At 46.1% G+C, this 16,659-nt stretch carries 15 protein-coding genes; 2 read left to right on the plus strand and 13 right to left on the minus strand.

All coding sequences use genetic code 11. The features are described from left to right. Nucleotides 1-268: 268 nt before the first annotated feature. The 5 genes from rplS to ffh all read right to left on the minus strand — a co-directional run bounded on the left by rplS (nucleotide 269) and on the right by ffh (nucleotide 3,883). The gene (gene rplS / locus AB4351_RS02015; RefSeq protein WP_004735514.1) at nucleotides 269-622 is read right to left on the minus strand and encodes a 50S ribosomal protein L19; all 354 of its coding nucleotides are present in this window, start codon (nucleotides 620-622) and stop codon (nucleotides 269-271) included. 59 nt (nucleotides 623-681) lie between these two features. Beyond that, the gene (trmD, locus tag AB4351_RS02020) at nucleotides 682-1,422 is read right to left on the minus strand and encodes a tRNA (guanosine(37)-N1)-methyltransferase TrmD (RefSeq protein WP_017061056.1); all 741 of its coding nucleotides are present in this window, start codon (nucleotides 1,420-1,422) and stop codon (nucleotides 682-684) included. Between the two features lie 26 nt (nucleotides 1,423-1,448). Then, complete coding sequence (gene rimM / locus AB4351_RS02025) at nucleotides 1,449-2,003, minus strand: ribosome maturation factor RimM (protein ID WP_372124955.1); 555 nt, start codon at nucleotides 2,001-2,003, stop codon at nucleotides 1,449-1,451. Between the two features lie 24 nt (nucleotides 2,004-2,027). Next, on the minus strand, nucleotides 2,028-2,276 hold the full coding sequence (rpsP, locus tag AB4351_RS02030; RefSeq protein ID WP_004410028.1) for a 30S ribosomal protein S16: 249 nt from the start codon (nucleotides 2,274-2,276) through the stop codon (nucleotides 2,028-2,030). Between the two features lie 212 nt (nucleotides 2,277-2,488). After that, a complete protein-coding gene (ffh, locus tag AB4351_RS02035) occupies nucleotides 2,489-3,883 on the minus strand; it encodes a signal recognition particle protein (protein WP_010435884.1) in 1,395 nt (464 codons plus the stop codon). A 200-nt stretch (nucleotides 3,884-4,083) separates the two neighbouring features. Between ffh and AB4351_RS02040 the strand changes: the two genes are divergently transcribed. Together AB4351_RS02040 and AB4351_RS02045 are read left to right on the plus strand one after the other, a co-directional pair. Further along, complete coding sequence (locus AB4351_RS02040; protein ID WP_019825854.1) at nucleotides 4,084-4,878, plus strand: inner membrane protein YpjD; 795 nt, start codon at nucleotides 4,084-4,086, stop codon at nucleotides 4,876-4,878. A 127-nt stretch (nucleotides 4,879-5,005) separates the two neighbouring features. Next, nucleotides 5,006-6,277 (plus strand): HlyC/CorC family transporter, encoded by a 1,272-nt coding sequence (locus tag AB4351_RS02045; protein WP_017063233.1) that lies wholly within the window; start codon nucleotides 5,006-5,008, stop codon nucleotides 6,275-6,277. Nucleotides 6,278-6,392: 115 nt separating this feature from the next. On the opposite strand, the gene luxS is transcribed toward AB4351_RS02045, so the two are convergent. The 8 genes from luxS to oadA form a co-directional block, all read right to left on the minus strand. Continuing rightward, nucleotides 6,393-6,911, minus strand: a complete 519-nt coding sequence (gene luxS / locus AB4351_RS02050) for an S-ribosylhomocysteine lyase (protein ID WP_372124958.1) — start codon at nucleotides 6,909-6,911, stop codon at nucleotides 6,393-6,395. 24 nt (nucleotides 6,912-6,935) lie between these two features. Then, nucleotides 6,936-7,586, minus strand: a complete 651-nt coding sequence (locus AB4351_RS02055; RefSeq protein ID WP_017629422.1) for a hypothetical protein — start codon at nucleotides 7,584-7,586, stop codon at nucleotides 6,936-6,938. A 10-nt stretch (nucleotides 7,587-7,596) separates the two neighbouring features. Further along, the gene (gene gshA, locus AB4351_RS02060; protein ID WP_017063229.1) at nucleotides 7,597-9,165 is read right to left on the minus strand and encodes a glutamate--cysteine ligase; all 1,569 of its coding nucleotides are present in this window, start codon (nucleotides 9,163-9,165) and stop codon (nucleotides 7,597-7,599) included. A gap of 99 nt (nucleotides 9,166-9,264) precedes the next feature. Beyond that, nucleotides 9,265-12,123 carry a pitrilysin family protein gene (locus AB4351_RS02065; RefSeq protein ID WP_017063228.1) on the minus strand — a complete coding sequence of 953 codons (2,859 nt, stop codon included), beginning with the start codon at nucleotides 12,121-12,123 and terminating at the stop codon, nucleotides 9,265-9,267. Nucleotides 12,124-12,132: 9 nt separating this feature from the next. After that, nucleotides 12,133-12,594: a YqaA family protein gene (locus tag AB4351_RS02070; protein ID WP_017059555.1), complete on the minus strand. Its 462-nt coding sequence runs from the start codon at nucleotides 12,592-12,594 to the stop codon at nucleotides 12,133-12,135. Between the two features lie 6 nt (nucleotides 12,595-12,600). Next, nucleotides 12,601-13,554, minus strand: coding sequence for an NADP-dependent oxidoreductase (locus tag AB4351_RS02075; protein WP_102319878.1), 954 nt, complete (start codon nucleotides 13,552-13,554; stop codon nucleotides 12,601-12,603). A 172-nt stretch (nucleotides 13,555-13,726) separates the two neighbouring features. Beyond that, nucleotides 13,727-14,857: a sodium ion-translocating decarboxylase subunit beta gene (locus AB4351_RS02080; protein ID WP_029235759.1), complete on the minus strand. Its 1,131-nt coding sequence runs from the start codon at nucleotides 14,855-14,857 to the stop codon at nucleotides 13,727-13,729. A gap of 9 nt (nucleotides 14,858-14,866) precedes the next feature. Further along, on the minus strand, nucleotides 14,867-16,642 hold the full coding sequence (gene oadA / locus AB4351_RS02085; protein ID WP_017059560.1) for a sodium-extruding oxaloacetate decarboxylase subunit alpha: 1,776 nt from the start codon (nucleotides 16,640-16,642) through the stop codon (nucleotides 14,867-14,869). Between the last annotated feature and the right edge of the window lie 17 nt (nucleotides 16,643-16,659).

Consider the following 16,659-nt stretch of genomic DNA (forward strand, 5'->3'; position numbering starts at 1 on the left):
CGAGTAGCGAGTAGCGAGTAAATTTTGAAGGGTTGGCGTTTAACGTCAATCCTTTTTTATTGCCTATAACACGGCGCTAGTAGAGATTCCCTACTCCTTCCTTCGTCAGTCTAGGGAATGACGGTTAAATATGAGTTTCGTCTGGTTTGTCATCCTCAAGAGTGAGGTACGAGCGAATTGGGGATCTCTTACCTGCTAAGCTCCAAATAACAGACACAAAAAAGCGGAGCCAAATGGCTCCGCTTTTATCGATAGAATGCAAAAAGAATTACTTCTTAGTAAGCTTCTCTTTAATACGAGCTGACTTACCAGAACGCTCACGTAGGTAGTACAACTTGGCACGACGTACTGCACCACGGCGTTTAACTTCGATGCTATCAACCATTGGAGAGTGAGTTTGGAACGCACGCTCTACGCCTTCACCGTTCGAGATCTTACGAACTGTGAATGCAGAGTGTAGACCACGGTTACGAATAGCGATTACAACGCCTTCGAAAGCCTGTAGACGCTCACGGTCACCTTCTTTTACCTTAACCTGAACTACAACAGTGTCACCTGGTGCGAATTTAGGAAGGTCTGATTTTAGTTGCTCTTCTTCAAGAGCCTTGATGATGTTGCTCATTTGTATAAATTCCTAGAATAAACTGATACTAAATTTAATAGGTTACTGCTTGCTTTTCGTTAAGAGCGTTGCTCTTTAATGAATTCAGCCAGTAATTGTTCCTGTTCGTCAGTCAGAGCTAGGTTTTCCAGGAGTTCTGGTCTTCTTAGCCAAGTTCGGCCCAACGATTGTTTTAATCGCCAGCGACGAATGTCCTTATGGTTTCCAGACTTGAGTACCGATGGTACATCTTTATCGTCTAGCACCTCAGGGCGCGTATAATGGGGACAATCTAGCAAACCATTTGCAAAAGAATCTTCTTCTGCTGAAGCGAAATCTCCAAGTACACCCGGAACAAACCGAGATACTGAATCAATCAGCGTCATGGCTGGCAGTTCGCCACCCGTCATCACAAAATCTCCAATCGACCATTCTTCGTCAACTTCAGATTGAATGATGCGCTCATCTACCCCTTCGTAGCGACCACAAATAAGAAGTAAATTCTCGTTTGTTGCCAGCTCTTCAACACCTTTCTGGTCGAGTTTACGACCTTGAGGTGAAAGATAGATAACTTTCGTCTTTCCCGGTGCTGCTTGCTTGGCCGTTGTGATAGCGTCGCGCAAAGGCTGAACCATCATTAACATGCCAGGACCACCACCGTAAGGTCTGTCATCAACAGTGCGATGTTTATCATGAGTGAAATCACGAGGATTCCATGTCTCAATAGATAAAAGACCTTTTTTAACCGCTTGACCTGTTACTCCAAAATCAGTAACAGAACGGAACATTTCAGGAAAAAGGCTAATAATGCCAACCCACATGTGTTCTCTCGCTCTGTAATTTGGAGTTAGAATCCAGGATCCCAGTCAACTTCGATCCGGCGAGCTTCGCGATCAACTTTCTTGATCACTTGCTCTTCAAGGTACGGTACTAACCGTTCCTTTTGGCCAAAAGCATCTTTAAGATTTGCTTTGATTACTAGAACATCGTTCGAGCCAGTTTCTAATAGGTCAGTGACCTCACCAAGGTCGTAACCTTTAGTGGTAAAAACTTGCATACCGAACAATTCGCGCCAGTAGAATTCATCTTCTGACAATTCAGGTAACGAAGCAGGGTCAATAGCAATTTCAAAGTTAGTCATCAGTTGCGCGTCTTCACGAACATCTAATCCCGCTAGCTTACATACATAACCTTGGCCATGACGTTTCCAGCTCTCAACTTTGTACTCAACCCACTTACCCTTTAGGTTTAAATACCAAGGGCTGTAATCAAATATGCTTTCAGCATTGTCTGTGTAGGAGAACACTTTAAGCCAGCCACGAATACCATAGGTAGACCCAAGTTTACCCATGACAATTCTATTCTTTTGCTCGCTCATAGTTTCTTTACCCTTCATCGACATAAGCTATTTCTCTTTAAAAAAGAATTAAGCCGCTTTTTGAGCGTCTTTAACTAGCTTAGCTACACGATCAGATAGAGATGCGCCTTGACCAACCCAGTGGTTAACACGATCTAGGTCTAGACGTAGACCTTCTTCTTGACCTTGAGCTGTAGGGTTAAAGAAACCTACTTTCTCGATGAAACGGCCAGTTGCAGCGTTACGGCTATCCGCAACTACGATTTGATAAAATGGGCGCTTCTTTGCACCGTGACGTGCCAAACGAATGGTTACCATGTCGTCCTCTTTGCTTTCTTAATAAAATAATTAACCCCAAGTATAAGTAAATAGCTTGGGGTCTCGTGCCAAATTAAAGCCCCGGAATTTTACTCTTATTCCGGTGCAATGCAAGGGCTTTAGCTATTTTTTCACCAACATAGCTGCCGTACACTTTCTGTGACACGGCTAACACTATGAAAAGTAACGTAGCTAAAGCTTACATTTGTAGATTATCGACCAAACGGGTTAAAGCCACCACCCATTCCGCCCATACCTCCACCGCCGCCCATCATGCCTTGCATGTTGCGCATCATGCCTTTCATGCCACCTTTCTGCATCTTCTTCATCATCTTCTGCATTTGGGTGAACTGCTTAAGCATACGGTTTACATCTTGTACCTGTGTACCAGAACCAGCGGCAATACGCTTTTTGCGAGAGCCTTTGATTAGGTCAGGGCGTTGACGCTCTTTCATGGTCATAGAGTTGATGATCGCTTCCATTTGCTTGAACATCTTGTCATCAACTTTATCTTTAACGTTATCTGGTAGCTGAGACATGCCTGGAAGCTTATCCATCATGCCCATCATGCCGCCCATGTTTTGCATCTGACCTAGCTGTTCACGGAAGTCTTCAAGGTCAAAGCCTTTCTTCTCTTTGAACTTCTTAGCCAGTTTCTCTGCTTTCTCGGTATCAACGTTTTTCTGTAGGTCTTCAATAAGAGACAGTACGTCGCCCATACCTAAGATACGAGAAGCAACACGATCTGGGTGGAACGGTTCTAGTGCGTCAGTCTTTTCACCAACACCCAAGAATTTAATCGGCTTGCCTGTGATATGACGAACAGACAGAGCAGCACCACCACGCGCATCACCATCAACTTTCGTCAAGATAACACCGGTTAGTGGTAACGCATCACCAAAGGCTTTTGCAGTGTTCGCAGCATCTTGGCCTGTCATTGCATCAACAACGAACAGTGTCTCTACTGGTTTAATTGCAGTATGAAGCTCTTTGATCTCGCCCATCATCTCTTCATCGATAGCCAAACGACCCGCAGTATCGACAAGTAGCACGTCGTAGAATTTCTTCTTCGCGTGGTCGATTGCAGCGTTTGCAATATCAAGAGGCTTTTGATCAGCTGAAGATGGGAAGAAGTCTACGCCAACATCGCTTGCTAACGTTTCAAGCTGTTTGATCGCCGCTGGACGGTAAACGTCGGCAGACACAACCAAGACTTTCTTCTTGTCACGCTCAGTTAGAAGCTTAGATAGCTTACCTACCGATGTGGTTTTACCCGCACCTTGTAGACCCGCCATTAAGATAACGGCTGGCGGCTGCGCTGCTAGGTTAAGAGCCTCGTTAGACTCACCCATCACCGCTTCAAGTTCAGCTTGAACGATCTTAATGAATTCTTGACCAGGCGTTAGAGATTTAGAAACCTCAACACCCACAGCGCCTTCTTTTACGCGCTTAACAAAATCGCGGACAACGGGCAGTGCAACGTCGGCTTCAAGTAGCGCCATACGTACTTCACGCAGCGTCTCTTTAATATTGTCTTCGGTCAGACGACCTTTACCGCTGATGTTCTTCAGCGTTTTGGATAGACGATCCGTTAAATTATCAAACATAGTTTTCTCTTCGCTCAAAACTGCGACTATTACTGTGAGTATACATTAGCGCGGATTAGAGTCATACCCGTTGTAGAGCGTTAATCATCCGTGCTTGTGATGTGAGACATTATTCACTTGGAATTGAATGAGGTTCGCCATAGCCCCAAAGAGCGATGCGAGGTATAATTCGCCAATTAGTAATCATTAAAATGGATACCATGGACAGTCTTATTGCGATCGCAGCAGCCTTTCTTTATACAATGGCGATTTCCACGATCATTCCAGGTCTCGTGCACCAAACAGGAATCCGTGTAAAAACGGTGTTTATCAGCGCATTACTTGCTCTAGCTTTTCATGCTTGGTTGCTTGGCGATTTGATTTTTAATGCCAGTGGCCAAAACCTCAGTATCTTGAACGTTGCTTCATTAATCAGTTTAATCATATCTGTGGTAATGAGCGGTGCAATGCTCAAAACCCGCTTGTGGTTCATCTTGCCTGTTGTTTATAGTTTCGCAGCGCTTAACCTCATGGCAGCAACGTTTCTTCCAAGTACCTTCATCAAACATCTAGAGAATGACCCGAAACTGCTCGTACACATCTCTTTGGCCTTGTTCTCATACGCGACGCTGACTATCGGTGCGTTATACGCCTTGCAACTCGCGTGGCTTGATCACAAGCTTAAAAAGAAAAAAGCCTTAGTGATTAACCCTAACCTACCTCCTTTAATGATGGTAGAGAGACAGCTTTTCAAGATCATTCTGATTGGTAATGGTTTATTAACGGGTACTTTGCTGACTGGCCTTATCTTCGTACAAGATATGTTTGCTCAAGGAAAGGCGCACAAAGCGGTATTGTCTTTTATCGCTTGGGTTATCTACTCCATCCTTTTATGGGGTCACTACCAAAAAGGTTGGCGTGGACAGAAAGTCACTTGGTTCGCACTTGCCGGCGCCAGCATGCTCACATTGGCCTACTTCGGTAGCCGCTTCGTTCAGGAAATCATCCTGAACTAGTCTGTAAAATAAAGGCAAGGTCTCACACACCTTGCCTTTAAAATATTGAGTCCGTTAGATTCAATTGACATCTCGACCATGTTCGGTCATAAATTAATCAAGATACACAAATAGGAAAAGAATAGTTTTGGACGACATATCAACGGGTATCTTATTTGCGCTACTCGCGTGTCTCATTGTAATTTCTGGTTATTTCTCTGGTTCCGAAACGGGCATGATGTCCTTGAACCGCTACCGTTTAAAGCACTTGGCCAATACGGGTCATAAAGGTGCCAAACGCGTAGAAAAACTTCTGAACCGCCCAGACAGATTGATTGGCCTCATTCTCATCGGCAACAATCTCGTCAACATTCTTGCATCTGCGATCGCTACTATTCTTGGTATGCGCATCTACGGGGATATCGGTGTGGCTATCGCTACTGGTACCCTGACTCTCGTGATCCTCGTATTCGCCGAGGTAACCCCAAAGACCATCGCTTCTCTATTTCCTGAACGTGTCTCTTACGCGAGTAGTATCCTTTTGATGATACTGATGAAGGTGCTATCACCATTGGTGATCTTAGTGAACTTCATTACCAACGGCTTCATTCGTATCTTAGGCGTTAAAGCCAGCCATGATGCAACCGACCACTTGAGCTCCGAAGAGCTTAGAACCGTGGTAAATGAAGCCGGTAGCTTAATCCCTCAACGTCACCAAGATATGTTGGTGTCTATTCTGGATTTAGAGCACGTCACCGTGAACGACATCATGGTGCCGCGTAATGAGATTACTGGTATCGACATCAATGACGACTGGAAATCGATCGTTCGTCAACTTACCCACTCGCCTCATGGTCGCGTAGTGCTGTACCGTGACCAAATAGATGAAGTGGTCGGCATGCTTAGGCTGCGTGAAGCTTACCGTCTGATGCTTGAAAAGAACGAATTCAATAAAGAAACCCTGTTGCGTGCCGCGGATGAGATCTACTTTATTCCTGAAGCGACACCACTCAATATTCAACTGCTTAAGTTTCAACGCAATAAGCAGCGCATCGGTTTGATTGTTGATGAGTATGGCGACATCAATGGTTTGGTTACATTAGAAGATATTCTAGAAGAGATCGTAGGTGAGTTTACCACCTCAATCACCCCAAGCTTATCTGAAGAGATTACTCCGCAAAGCGATGGCAGCTTCTTGATTGAAGGCAGTGCCAATATCCGAGATATCAACAAAGGCTTACAGTGGGCACTGCCTACCGATGGCCCAAGAACGCTGAATGGTTTGATACTGGAACATCTTGAAGATATTCCTGAGAGTCACCTGAGTGTTCAGGTTGCCAGCCACCCAATGGAAATTGTTGAGCTTGAAGAGAACCGCATCAAACTGGTTCGCGTGTTCCCACAGATCGTGAACGGCTAACTGAGTTATCACTGAATCTCTGTCTCGCCCTAAAATACGTTGACGAAAAAGGCCCGGTTCATTGAACCGGGCCTTTTAGTATCTAACTCGCCCTATCTAGGGTAGCTATCAATGACTAGTCGATCTTAAGCTCTTGCAGCATAGACTCTGGCAGTGCCAGTTCATCATTCTTGTTTACAGAGATGCCTGCAGCGATGATCGCATTCGCGATCTCTTTCGCTTCATCCAAAGAGTGCATTGCCGCGGTACCACATTGGTATTCGTTCAGCTCAGGGATCTTATTCTGGTTCCCAACTTTCAGTACGTCTTGCATCGCTGCCAACCAACCGTCAGCCACTTGTTGTTCTGTAGGCGTACCAATCAGGCTCATGTAGAAACCAGTGCGACAGCCCATCGGTGAGATATCGATGATCTCTACATCTGAACCGTTCAATTGATTACGCATGAAACCAGCATATAGGTGCTCTAGAGTATGGATACCTTTCTCAGATAGGATGTCTTTGTTTGGCGCAGTAAAACGCAGGTCAAACACAGTGATGGTATCCCCTTTTGGGGTTTGCATTGTTTTAGCAACACGAACGGCAGGTGCGTTCATGCGTGTGTGATCAACAGTGAAACTATCTAATAAAGGCATTGCTCTTCTCCATGACGGCTGGCTTTAGAAAAACCAGCTTCGATTGTCTTCTAGTTCTTTGCGGCACTGTTTCAGCTGCCATCCATAATCTTTTGCTTGCTGTTCGACTTTGCGCGCCACCTTAATTAGCGATGGCTTGCTGTTGTATGACTTGCGCTTATAACCACCACGGCCTTCATGATAAGCCAGGTATTGGTTATATGGGTCCCATAGTGAGATGCCCAATTGACGACGCGTCTCGCTGGTATACCAACCGATGAACATCAATGCATCATCAAAGTTGGTTCTTGAACCACCGTTATTGGTCGCCTTTTGGAAGTCTTCCCAAGCAGGATCTTGAGCTTGTGCATAACCGTAGGCACTGCTTACACGCCCCCACGGTATAAAGCCAAGAATGTAATCTTTAGGTGGGCGCGCATCATGACGATAGCTACTCTCTTGTTTCACAAAAGCCATCGCAACGTTAATCGGCGTTCCCCATTCTTCTTGCATATCCAAGGCATCTTCATACCATGAAGGGTGCTCTCGAAAGATGCTACACAAATTATCTTGCTGCTTTGGCGGTGGCGTTGCACATCCAACCAACAGGCTAGAGACAACACCAACAGTCACTACAGGTAACCATTTACTACTCACTCGAGTAGGCTGACCTAATAAGGCTTGCTTCCTTTCCACCAAAGTCTCGCTATGCTTTTAAATACGAAAAATAATCCGCTAAGAAGCTATCAAAATCTTGAGTGCTTGCTTCTTCACTTTGTTGCTGAGCAATCACAGAACGTTGAACTTCTGCTTCCATCAACTCAGCTGAATATACTTTGTATTGGTGCGCTTTGTGTTGCTGAGCGTACGTTTTACCTAACGCGCAACCCACTTTACCTAAGCCGCCCAATTTTTTAGTCTCTTCTAGCAACTGGCCAGAAATAGTTAGCTCAGGGTTATCAATCCAAGCCTCAAGCGTATCGCATGTTTCTTGGTATGCACGACCACCTTGTTCAGCGTCCATCATCTCGGCAATAGAGCGCAGATCTTTGAAGACACGCTTCGCCCAATCTTGCAGAGACAATCGCTCACCATGACAACCGATTTGCAGCTCTAGACCAACCTGACGACCTTGTAGGATCACCTTGTTCCAGTTATCGCGCCAGCATTCAAGCTCGCAGTTATCCATCTCAGCAGAGTCCGTTAGCACACTCCACGTTAGGAATAAGTCTAGGAAGCGAACCTGCTGCTCATTGATACCAATTGAGCTGAATGGGTTTACATCTAAAGAACGAACCTCAATGTACTCAACACCACCGCGTGCCAATGCTTCAGATGGTTTCTCACCACTCTTCGCCACACGCTTAGGGCGGATTGGAGCGTAAAGCTCATTTTCAATTTGCAGTACGTTGCTATTCAACTGACGGTATTCACCATCAACCTTAGTGCCAATCTCGGCAAATTCTTCTGATGGTGTGCGAATCGCTTGATTCAAACCTTCAAGGTATTGGTCTAGGCTGTTGAAACCAATCTTCAACACACTTTGCGCACTGTTCGTGTAGCCAAGGTCGCTCAGGCGCAGTGCCGTTGCTTTTGGCAGATACAGTGTCTCGCCAATCTTTTCAAAAGGCAGGTTTGTCTCTCTTCCTTTGATGAAAGAAGAACATAGCGCAGGTGAAGCACCGAAGAAGTATGGGATTAACCAACCAAAGCGGTAGTAGTTACGAATCAAACCAAAGTAAGCATCTGACTTAGATTCACAACGCGCTTCTTCAGTTTGCTCTCCAAACAGGCTATCCCAAAAGCTTTCTGGGAAAGAGAAGTTGAAGTGAACACCAGAGATAATCTGCATCAGGCTACCGTAACGACGTTTTAGGCCTTCACGATATAGGGTCTTCATCTTACCGTTATTCGAGGTGCCGTATTGCGCTAGCTGAATGTAATCTTCACTGCCAACGTAACAAGGCATAGAAAGCGGCCATAGTTTTTCGCCGTCTAACTTGGTTTGCGTGAAGTGGTGGATATCAGACAACTGATTCAAAAGCGTCGGAACGTCGTTAGAAACAGGCGTGATAAATTCCAGTAGCGACTCAGAGAAATCGGTCGTTACCCATTCGTTCATCAACGCAGATCCCAAAGCCTCAGGGTGCGGCCCAGTAGCAAGGTGCCCATCTTCCGTGTAGCGTAATGTTTCCCTTTCAACACCACGACCAAATTGAGAGAAGGTCTTAGGGTTGGTTGCAACTTGCTTTAGTCGCGCAGCAAAATCAGTCAAAATTCAGTTCACTTATCTTATATTGTTCTGATTAGAACTATCATAAATTAGGTTGGAGGAGAAAAGTAGAGTCTCTTCCCTCCCCCTTTAATGTGTACTCTAACGAATGATTTCAAGCTCTTCTATTGGAATATCTAACTTTTCTAATTGCGGGCGAAGCGAAGTCGCGTCACCAACAACGATTATTTGATAATCATTCGGGTCAAACCATTTCTTAGATAGCTCGTTTAAGGTCTCTTTTGAAACCGTTTCAACTATCTGATTACGCTGTTGTAGGTAATCTTCATCAAGGCTCAATGCAACAATATTACTCAACAACCCCGCCTTTTGACTTGGCGTTTCGTATTTAAGTGCATCTTGTTGACCGACGGCAAGGCGCATAAATTTCACCTCTTCGTCAGTTAATCCACTTTGGCTAAACTCATTCAGCTCATTAATAAACTCTTGAATCGATGGAACCGTCGCATTCGCCCTTACCTGCGCGCTAAATACCACTGCGCCAGTTTCACGAGTACTTGCGAAGTAACCGCTTGCACCGTAAGTGTAGGCTTTGTCTTCACGTAGGTTCTGGTTGATACGGCTATTGAAGTTGCCCGCTAAGTTAAAGTTAGCTAACTGGCTCAAATACAATTCGCCCGTCGCATCAAACGGCAGGCCCTTACGAACCAAGCGAACAATGCTTTGCGGCGCACCCGGTTTATCAACTAAGTACAGGTGCTGACCAGAAAGCTCTTTAACGATCTGTGGACGCGTTAATGGTGCCGCATCGCCTTGCCACTCTTCAAAGAATTGTAGCTGTTTCCCTACCTCTTTCTTCGAGATGTCTCCCACCACAACAATATTGGCACCTTCTGGTGTGTAATGTTGCGCATAGAATTTTTTCACATCGTCTAAGGTCAATTTCGATAGAGATTCCTTAGTACCATCACTTGCACGAGCAAAAACAGTGTCACCAAACAGCACTTCACGGGTTGCTTGAGAAGCCATCCAGCTTGGCTGCTGATGCTGATACACAACGCCTTCTAGCATCTGTTTCTTAACGCGCTCAAAATCTTGCTCATCGAACTTAGGATCGAATAGAACCTCTTGCACAATCGCTAAGGTTTGAGGCAAGTTTTTCTCTAGCGTCGAGACTGAAATATCTGTGGTGTAGCTGCCCGCACTAATGCTCACGCTGCTACCAAGTTTATCTAAGGTCGCTTGTAACTCTTCAACGGTTCGTTTAGTTGAGCCTTCTTCCATCATCGAAGCCGTTAGGTTCGCTAGGCCTTCTTGCCCTTTGCGAACATAGCGTTCGCCTGCAGGCAATTGAATTTGCAGCTGTACTGTCGGCGTTTCACTGGTCACGGTACCAATTAAGTCAGTGCCATTTGCAAAGTGCATGCGGTACAACTCAGGCATGGTCGCCTCAACACCAAAGTTCACTTCTGGCATCACACTGCGATCAAAGGTATCCGGTGCCTTTCTGAAATCCAGTTGATCTTCCGTCACCTTGCTGTATTCCGGCAACGTACGTGGTGGCGTGGTAAAGGTCGCTTCACGAACCGCCAAATCGAGCTTTTTCTTAGGAACCACACTCAAGGTAACCTTGTGCTTACCTTCGATGAAATCTTGGTATGCCTTGCTCACGCTCTCAGGCGTCACCGCTCGGATTTGATCGAGTTGTGATTCAATGCGATCAGGCTGACCATAGAAGGTTTGGTTCGACGCGAGTTGCGACACCTTACCTTTAACGCTTTGCAATGCAAAAACAGCATTCGCTTCGGCCATGCCAGTGATCTGGTCTAAACGCTCTTGCTCAACGCCCTCTTTCGAGAATTGCTCCAGGGTATCCATCAGCTCTTTATTGAGAACCGTCAAATCGCCTTTTTCACCTGAGTTGCCCATTGCATACACGTACATGGTACACGCCAACTCAGCACAATCATGGAAAGAGCCAGCGCTGACGGCCTTCTGCGTTTTTACGAGGTTTTGATATAGGTAACTGTTGGTACCTGAACCTAACACGTTAGACAATGCATTCAGTGAAGCTTGCGTCTCTTCACCGCGATACGTTGTTGGCCACCCCACCAGCACCATCGGCTGACGAATATTGTCTTCTAAGGTGATGTATTTATCTTCTGTTAGAACAGCAGGTTGCTTCTCTGCCGCCTTCACTTCAGGGCCTTGAGGAATTGAACCAAAGTACTTGTTAACCCATTCTAGCGTGTCATCAACGTCGATATCACCACCAATCGTTAACACGGCATTGTTTGGGCCGTACCAACGCAGGAAGAACGCTTTAAGATCATTCACGTCAACACGGTCAAGATCTTCAACATAGCCGATTGGTTGCCAAGAGTAAGGGTGACCTTCAGGGTAAAGCGCTTCGCCCATGCGTTCCCACATCAAGCCGTAAGGACGATTTTCGTAGCTCTGCGCTCGCTCGTTCTTGACCGTGCCTCTTTGAACCTCAAATTTCTTCTGAGAAACAGCATCCAACAAGAAGCCCATTCGGTCTGATTCTAACCACAACATTTTCTCAAGTTGGTTAGAAGGAACAGTTTCAAAATAGTTGGTGCGGTCACGGTTGGTCGTGCCGTTTAACGAGCCACCCGCTTCGGTAATGATCTTAAAGTGCTGTTGGTCACCAACGTTCTCTGAACCCTGGAACATCATGTGCTCAAAGAAGTGAGCAAATCCCGACTTGCCTATCTCTTCACGTGCTGAACCGACGTGATAAGTTACATCAACATGCACCAACGGATCGGAATCATCAGGGGAAAGAATAACTGTCAGACCGTTTTCAAGCTGATACTTGGTGTAAGGAATCACTACTTTATCTTTAGAGGGCTTAACCTCTTCTAACAGAGTGACACCTTCAGGTAACGAGGAAAAGAAGGGCGTTGAGCTAGGTACATTGTAAGAACAGCCAGCAATGGCGATAAGAGAAAATGTACCAAGTAAAACCTTTTTCATAGGTTCTCCTTAGAAAAAACCGAAGTAGATAGCAGCAAGTAAGCTATAGCGAGCGGCTTTGCCAATCGCTATCAAAATAACGCTAGGGATGAATTTCATTCTTAGCCAACCCGCAGCGAGACACAAAGGGTCACCAATGATCGGTAACCAACTAAATAACAGTGTCCAGTAGCCATAGCGACTCAGCCAAGCCATAGCCTTATGACCATGCTTTTCAGATTGAGTTCGATTAGGCAACCACAAACCAATCCAATAGTTAGTCAGGCCGCCTAAGGTATTGCCTAATGTCGCCACTAGAATGATCGATGAGGTTGAAAACTGATCTAAGCTCAATGCAGCCACAAGGCTAGCTTCTGAACCACCGGGGAGTAACGTGGCACTCAAGAAGCCACTAATGAAGAGTACCCACAGCGCCGAGTCCGAGAACCACAGCGCGATATTTTCAAAAAGGGAGTTAAAAAATTCTAACACTGCCTATCAACTTTCTTGCATTTTAAGTAGCACCTTGCCTCTGGTGTGTCCGGTTTCAACCTGCAGGTGCGCCGACTGCGCCTCGTCTAATTGGTAGATACCTTGAATTTCTGTTTTGAGTAATCCGACACTGACCATGTAAAGCATAGTGTCCATTTGCTCAGGGCTTGGTTCAACCAGCATGCCTGATGCAGTAAAACCTAATAGTGTGGCTTTTTCGCAGATAAGTTCTGCAGATAGAGTCGGCACAGTCACGACTCGCGCGTCATCTTTTAGGCACTTCAATGCATCAAGCGCGGTATCGCCGCCGACCAAGTCAATCAACACATCGACATCAGATACTCTTTCTGATGCTGGTGCAAACTTATAGTTAATCGCGTGAGCACCTAGCGTCGCAAGGTAATCAAGGTTGGCTTCGCTGCAGGTTGTGTAAACCTCTGCTTTTGCTGCCACTGCAATTTGAACCGCAAGGTGACCAACGCCGCCCGCGCCCGCCAAGATAAGCACGCGGTCGCCTTCTTTCACTTCGGCTTTGTTGAGCGCTTGTGCCGCTGTTTGACTCGCGAGTGGTAATGCAGCTGCCGCTTCTAGAGTGACAGAATCAGGAACCATACTTAATGCAGCTTCTGGAACACACACATATTGGCTGTAACCGCCACCTTGCAGTGGAAAACCAATAAAGCCAGCTACGTTATCACCAACAGTAAAGCGTTCAGCCTGTTCGCCTAGCGAGACAATTTGCCCTGAAATATCGTAGCCAGGTACCCAAGGTAGGTTATCTTTGTTTTGTGCTGCCGCCCAACCAAGGCCCGCTCGGGTTTTGACATCAATCGGATTAATGCCTGAAAAGGAAACTTTAACCACCACTTCTCCAGCCTTAGGCTCAGGGATCGCACTGGTTTGAATACTTAGGTTTTCGACGCCGCCGAATTGAGTAATCGCAATCTGTTTATTTTCCATTTCCACATTTCCTTGATTGATAAAAGCCCTAGTGAGCAAGCACCCTAATTAATAAAAAGAAAGGGATGCGAAAGCATCCCTTTGACTATAAACCATTTAATAAGGCTAAGTTAACCGCTCATTCGTAAATTGACGACCAATTAACGTAACGATACATGACCCAGCAAATCCACTAGCCCACGAGAGCTAATAGAATACCCGCCGCAACCGCACTACCAAGTACACCGGCTACGTTCGGGCCCATTGCATGCATCAACAAGAAGTTCTGAGGGTTTGCCTCAAGACCAACCTTGTTCACAACACGTGCCGCCATTGGAACCGCTGATACGCCAGCTGCGCCAATCAGTGGGTTGATGTCCTCTTTCGAGAATCGGTTCAACACCTTAGCCATCAATACACCACCCGCCGTACCGATACTGAACGCGACCGCACCTAAACCTAGAATACCCAATGTTTCTAAGTTCAAGAACTTATCCGCTTGAAGCTTAGAACCAACCCCTAGACCTAAGAAAATAGTTACAACGTTAATCAGTTCGTTTTGAGCTGTTTTTGAAAGGCGATCAACCACACCCGCTTCACGCATTAAGTTACCCAAACAGAACATACCAACTAGAGGTGTTGCTGAAGGTAGGAACAAAATCGTCATCAGTAGTACAGCAAGCGGGAAAAGAATCTTCTCGGCTTTGCTAACGTGACGAAGTTGAGCCATCTTAATTTTGCGCTCTTCAGGAGACGTTAACGCTTTCATGATTGGTGGCTGAATGATCGGAACCAAAGCCATGTAGCTATAAGCCGCTACTGCAATGGCACCTAAAAGATCCGGAGATAACTTACTCGCCAAGAAGATCGCAGTTGGGCCATCGGCACCACCAATGATCGCAATTGACGAAGCATCGGCCATCGAGAACTCCATTCCTGGAACGTAGTTCAGCAAGATCGCGCCAAATAGCGTCGCGAAGATACCAAACTGAGCCGCAGCCCCTAGCCACAACGTTTTAGGGTTCGCAATCAACGCACCGAAGTCCGTCATCGCACCAACACCCATAAAGATCAGCAGTGGGAAAATACCTGTCTCAATACCAATGTAGTAGACGTAGTAGAGCAAACCACCTGGATCAGTAAACCCAGCATTTGGAATGTTTGCTAATACAGCACCAAAACCAATAGGCAGTAGAAGTAACGGTTCAAATCCTTTACGAATTGCCAAAAACAACAGTAAGCAACCAACCAGCATCATACAGATCTGGCCGAACTCAAAGTTCGCAATCCCTGTTTCAGACCATAAGGTCATCAATCCTTCCATGGTACTCCCTTACGCTAAGCTTAGTAGTGGAGCGCCTACAGTAACTGCATCGCCTTCTTTAACATTCAATTCTTGAACGATACCACCACGAGCAGCACGAACTTCCGTTTCCATCTTCATCGCTTCTAGGATTAGTAGAACGTCGCCTTCAGAAACCTCAGTACCCGCCTGAACGTTTACTTTAAAGATGTTACCCGCCAATGGAGCTGGAACCGCTTCAGCGTCAGACGCTGCTACTGGTGCAGCCTGAGCAGGTTTTGCAGATGGCGCCACCGATGTCAGTTCACCTTGTGGGCCAACTTCAACATCGTAAACTTGACCATCAACCTTCACGCTGTAGCTTTCAATACCACCAGAAGCTTGTACAGGAGCTGCAGCAACTGGAGCCGCAACTTCTAGCGTTGGTGCAGGTTCAAATGCTTCAGGATTACGACGGTTCTTAAGGAACTTAAGACCCACTTGTGGGAAGAGCGCGTAAGTCAGTACATCATCAACCGTATCTTCAGCTAGAGAGATACCCTCTGATTTCGCTTTCTCTAACAGATCCGTCGTTAACGTATCCATTTCAGACTTAAGTAAATCAGCAGGACGACAAGTAATCGGCTCTGCACCGTCTAGAACTTTCGCTTGCAGTTCAGCATCCACTTCAGCAGGAGCTTGACCGTATTCACCTTTCAGTAGACCAGCAGTCTCTTTCGTGATGCTCTTATAGCGTTCGCCCGTTAAGACGTTAATAACCGCTTGAGTACCGACAATCTGAGAAGTTGGTGTTACTAAAGGAATGTAACCAAGCTCTTTACGTACGCGTGGGATCTCTTCTAGAACTTCATCCATGCGATCGGCGGCGCCTTGCTCTTTAAGCTGGCCTTCCATGTTAGTTAACATTCCGCCAGGAACTTGAGCGATTAAGATGCGAGAATCGACACCTTTTAGCTGACCTTCCCATTTCGCGTACTTTTTACGTACATCACGGAAGTAAGCCGCGATGGGTTCGATTTGGTCTAGTTTAAGATTCGTGTCGCGCTCTGTACCTTCTAACATCGCAACAACCGTTTCGGTTGGCGTATGACCGTAAGTACAGCTCATTGAAGAAATAGCGGTATCTAGAATGTCGATACCCGCTTCAACGGCTTTAACCGCTGTTGCAGTCGATAGACCAGTTGTCGCGTGGCTATGCAGTGCTAGAGGAACGTCACACGATGCTTTGATACGTGTAATCAGCTCTTCTGCTTCATACGGCTTTAATAAACCTGACATATCTTTGATACATAGTGAGTGACAACCTAGGTCCTCTAGGCGCTTAGCCAAATCAACCCAAGTATCTGAATTGTGGACCGGACTGGTTGTGTAAGACAACGTACCTTGAGCGTGGCCACCAACGTCGATCGTTGCTTTCACTGCTTTTTCAAAGTTACGCACGTCATTCATCGCATCAAAGATACGGAATACGTCCATGCCGTTTTTATGGGCACGTTCAACAAATTTTTCTACTACATCATCCGCGTAGTGACGGTAGCCCAATAGGTTTTGACCACGCAGTAGCATCTGCATTGGTGTGTTTGGCATCGCTTTTTTCAGCTCACGCAAACGCTCCCATGGATCCTCGCCAAGAAAACGGATACACGAATCAAACGTCGCGCCGCCCCAAGTCTCAAGTGACCAGTAACCGACTTTATCCAGTTCTGCCGCAATTGGCAGCATATCTTCGATACGCATACGAGTAGCAAATAGTGACTGGTGCGCGTCACGAAGTACCACATCTGTGATAGCTAGTGGTTTAGACATGCTCATAAACTCCTTTT

This window comes from Vibrio sp. 10N.261.51.F11 (genome assembly GCF_041471665.1).
Taxonomy (GTDB): domain Bacteria; phylum Pseudomonadota; class Gammaproteobacteria; order Enterobacterales; family Vibrionaceae; genus Vibrio; species Vibrio crassostreae_C.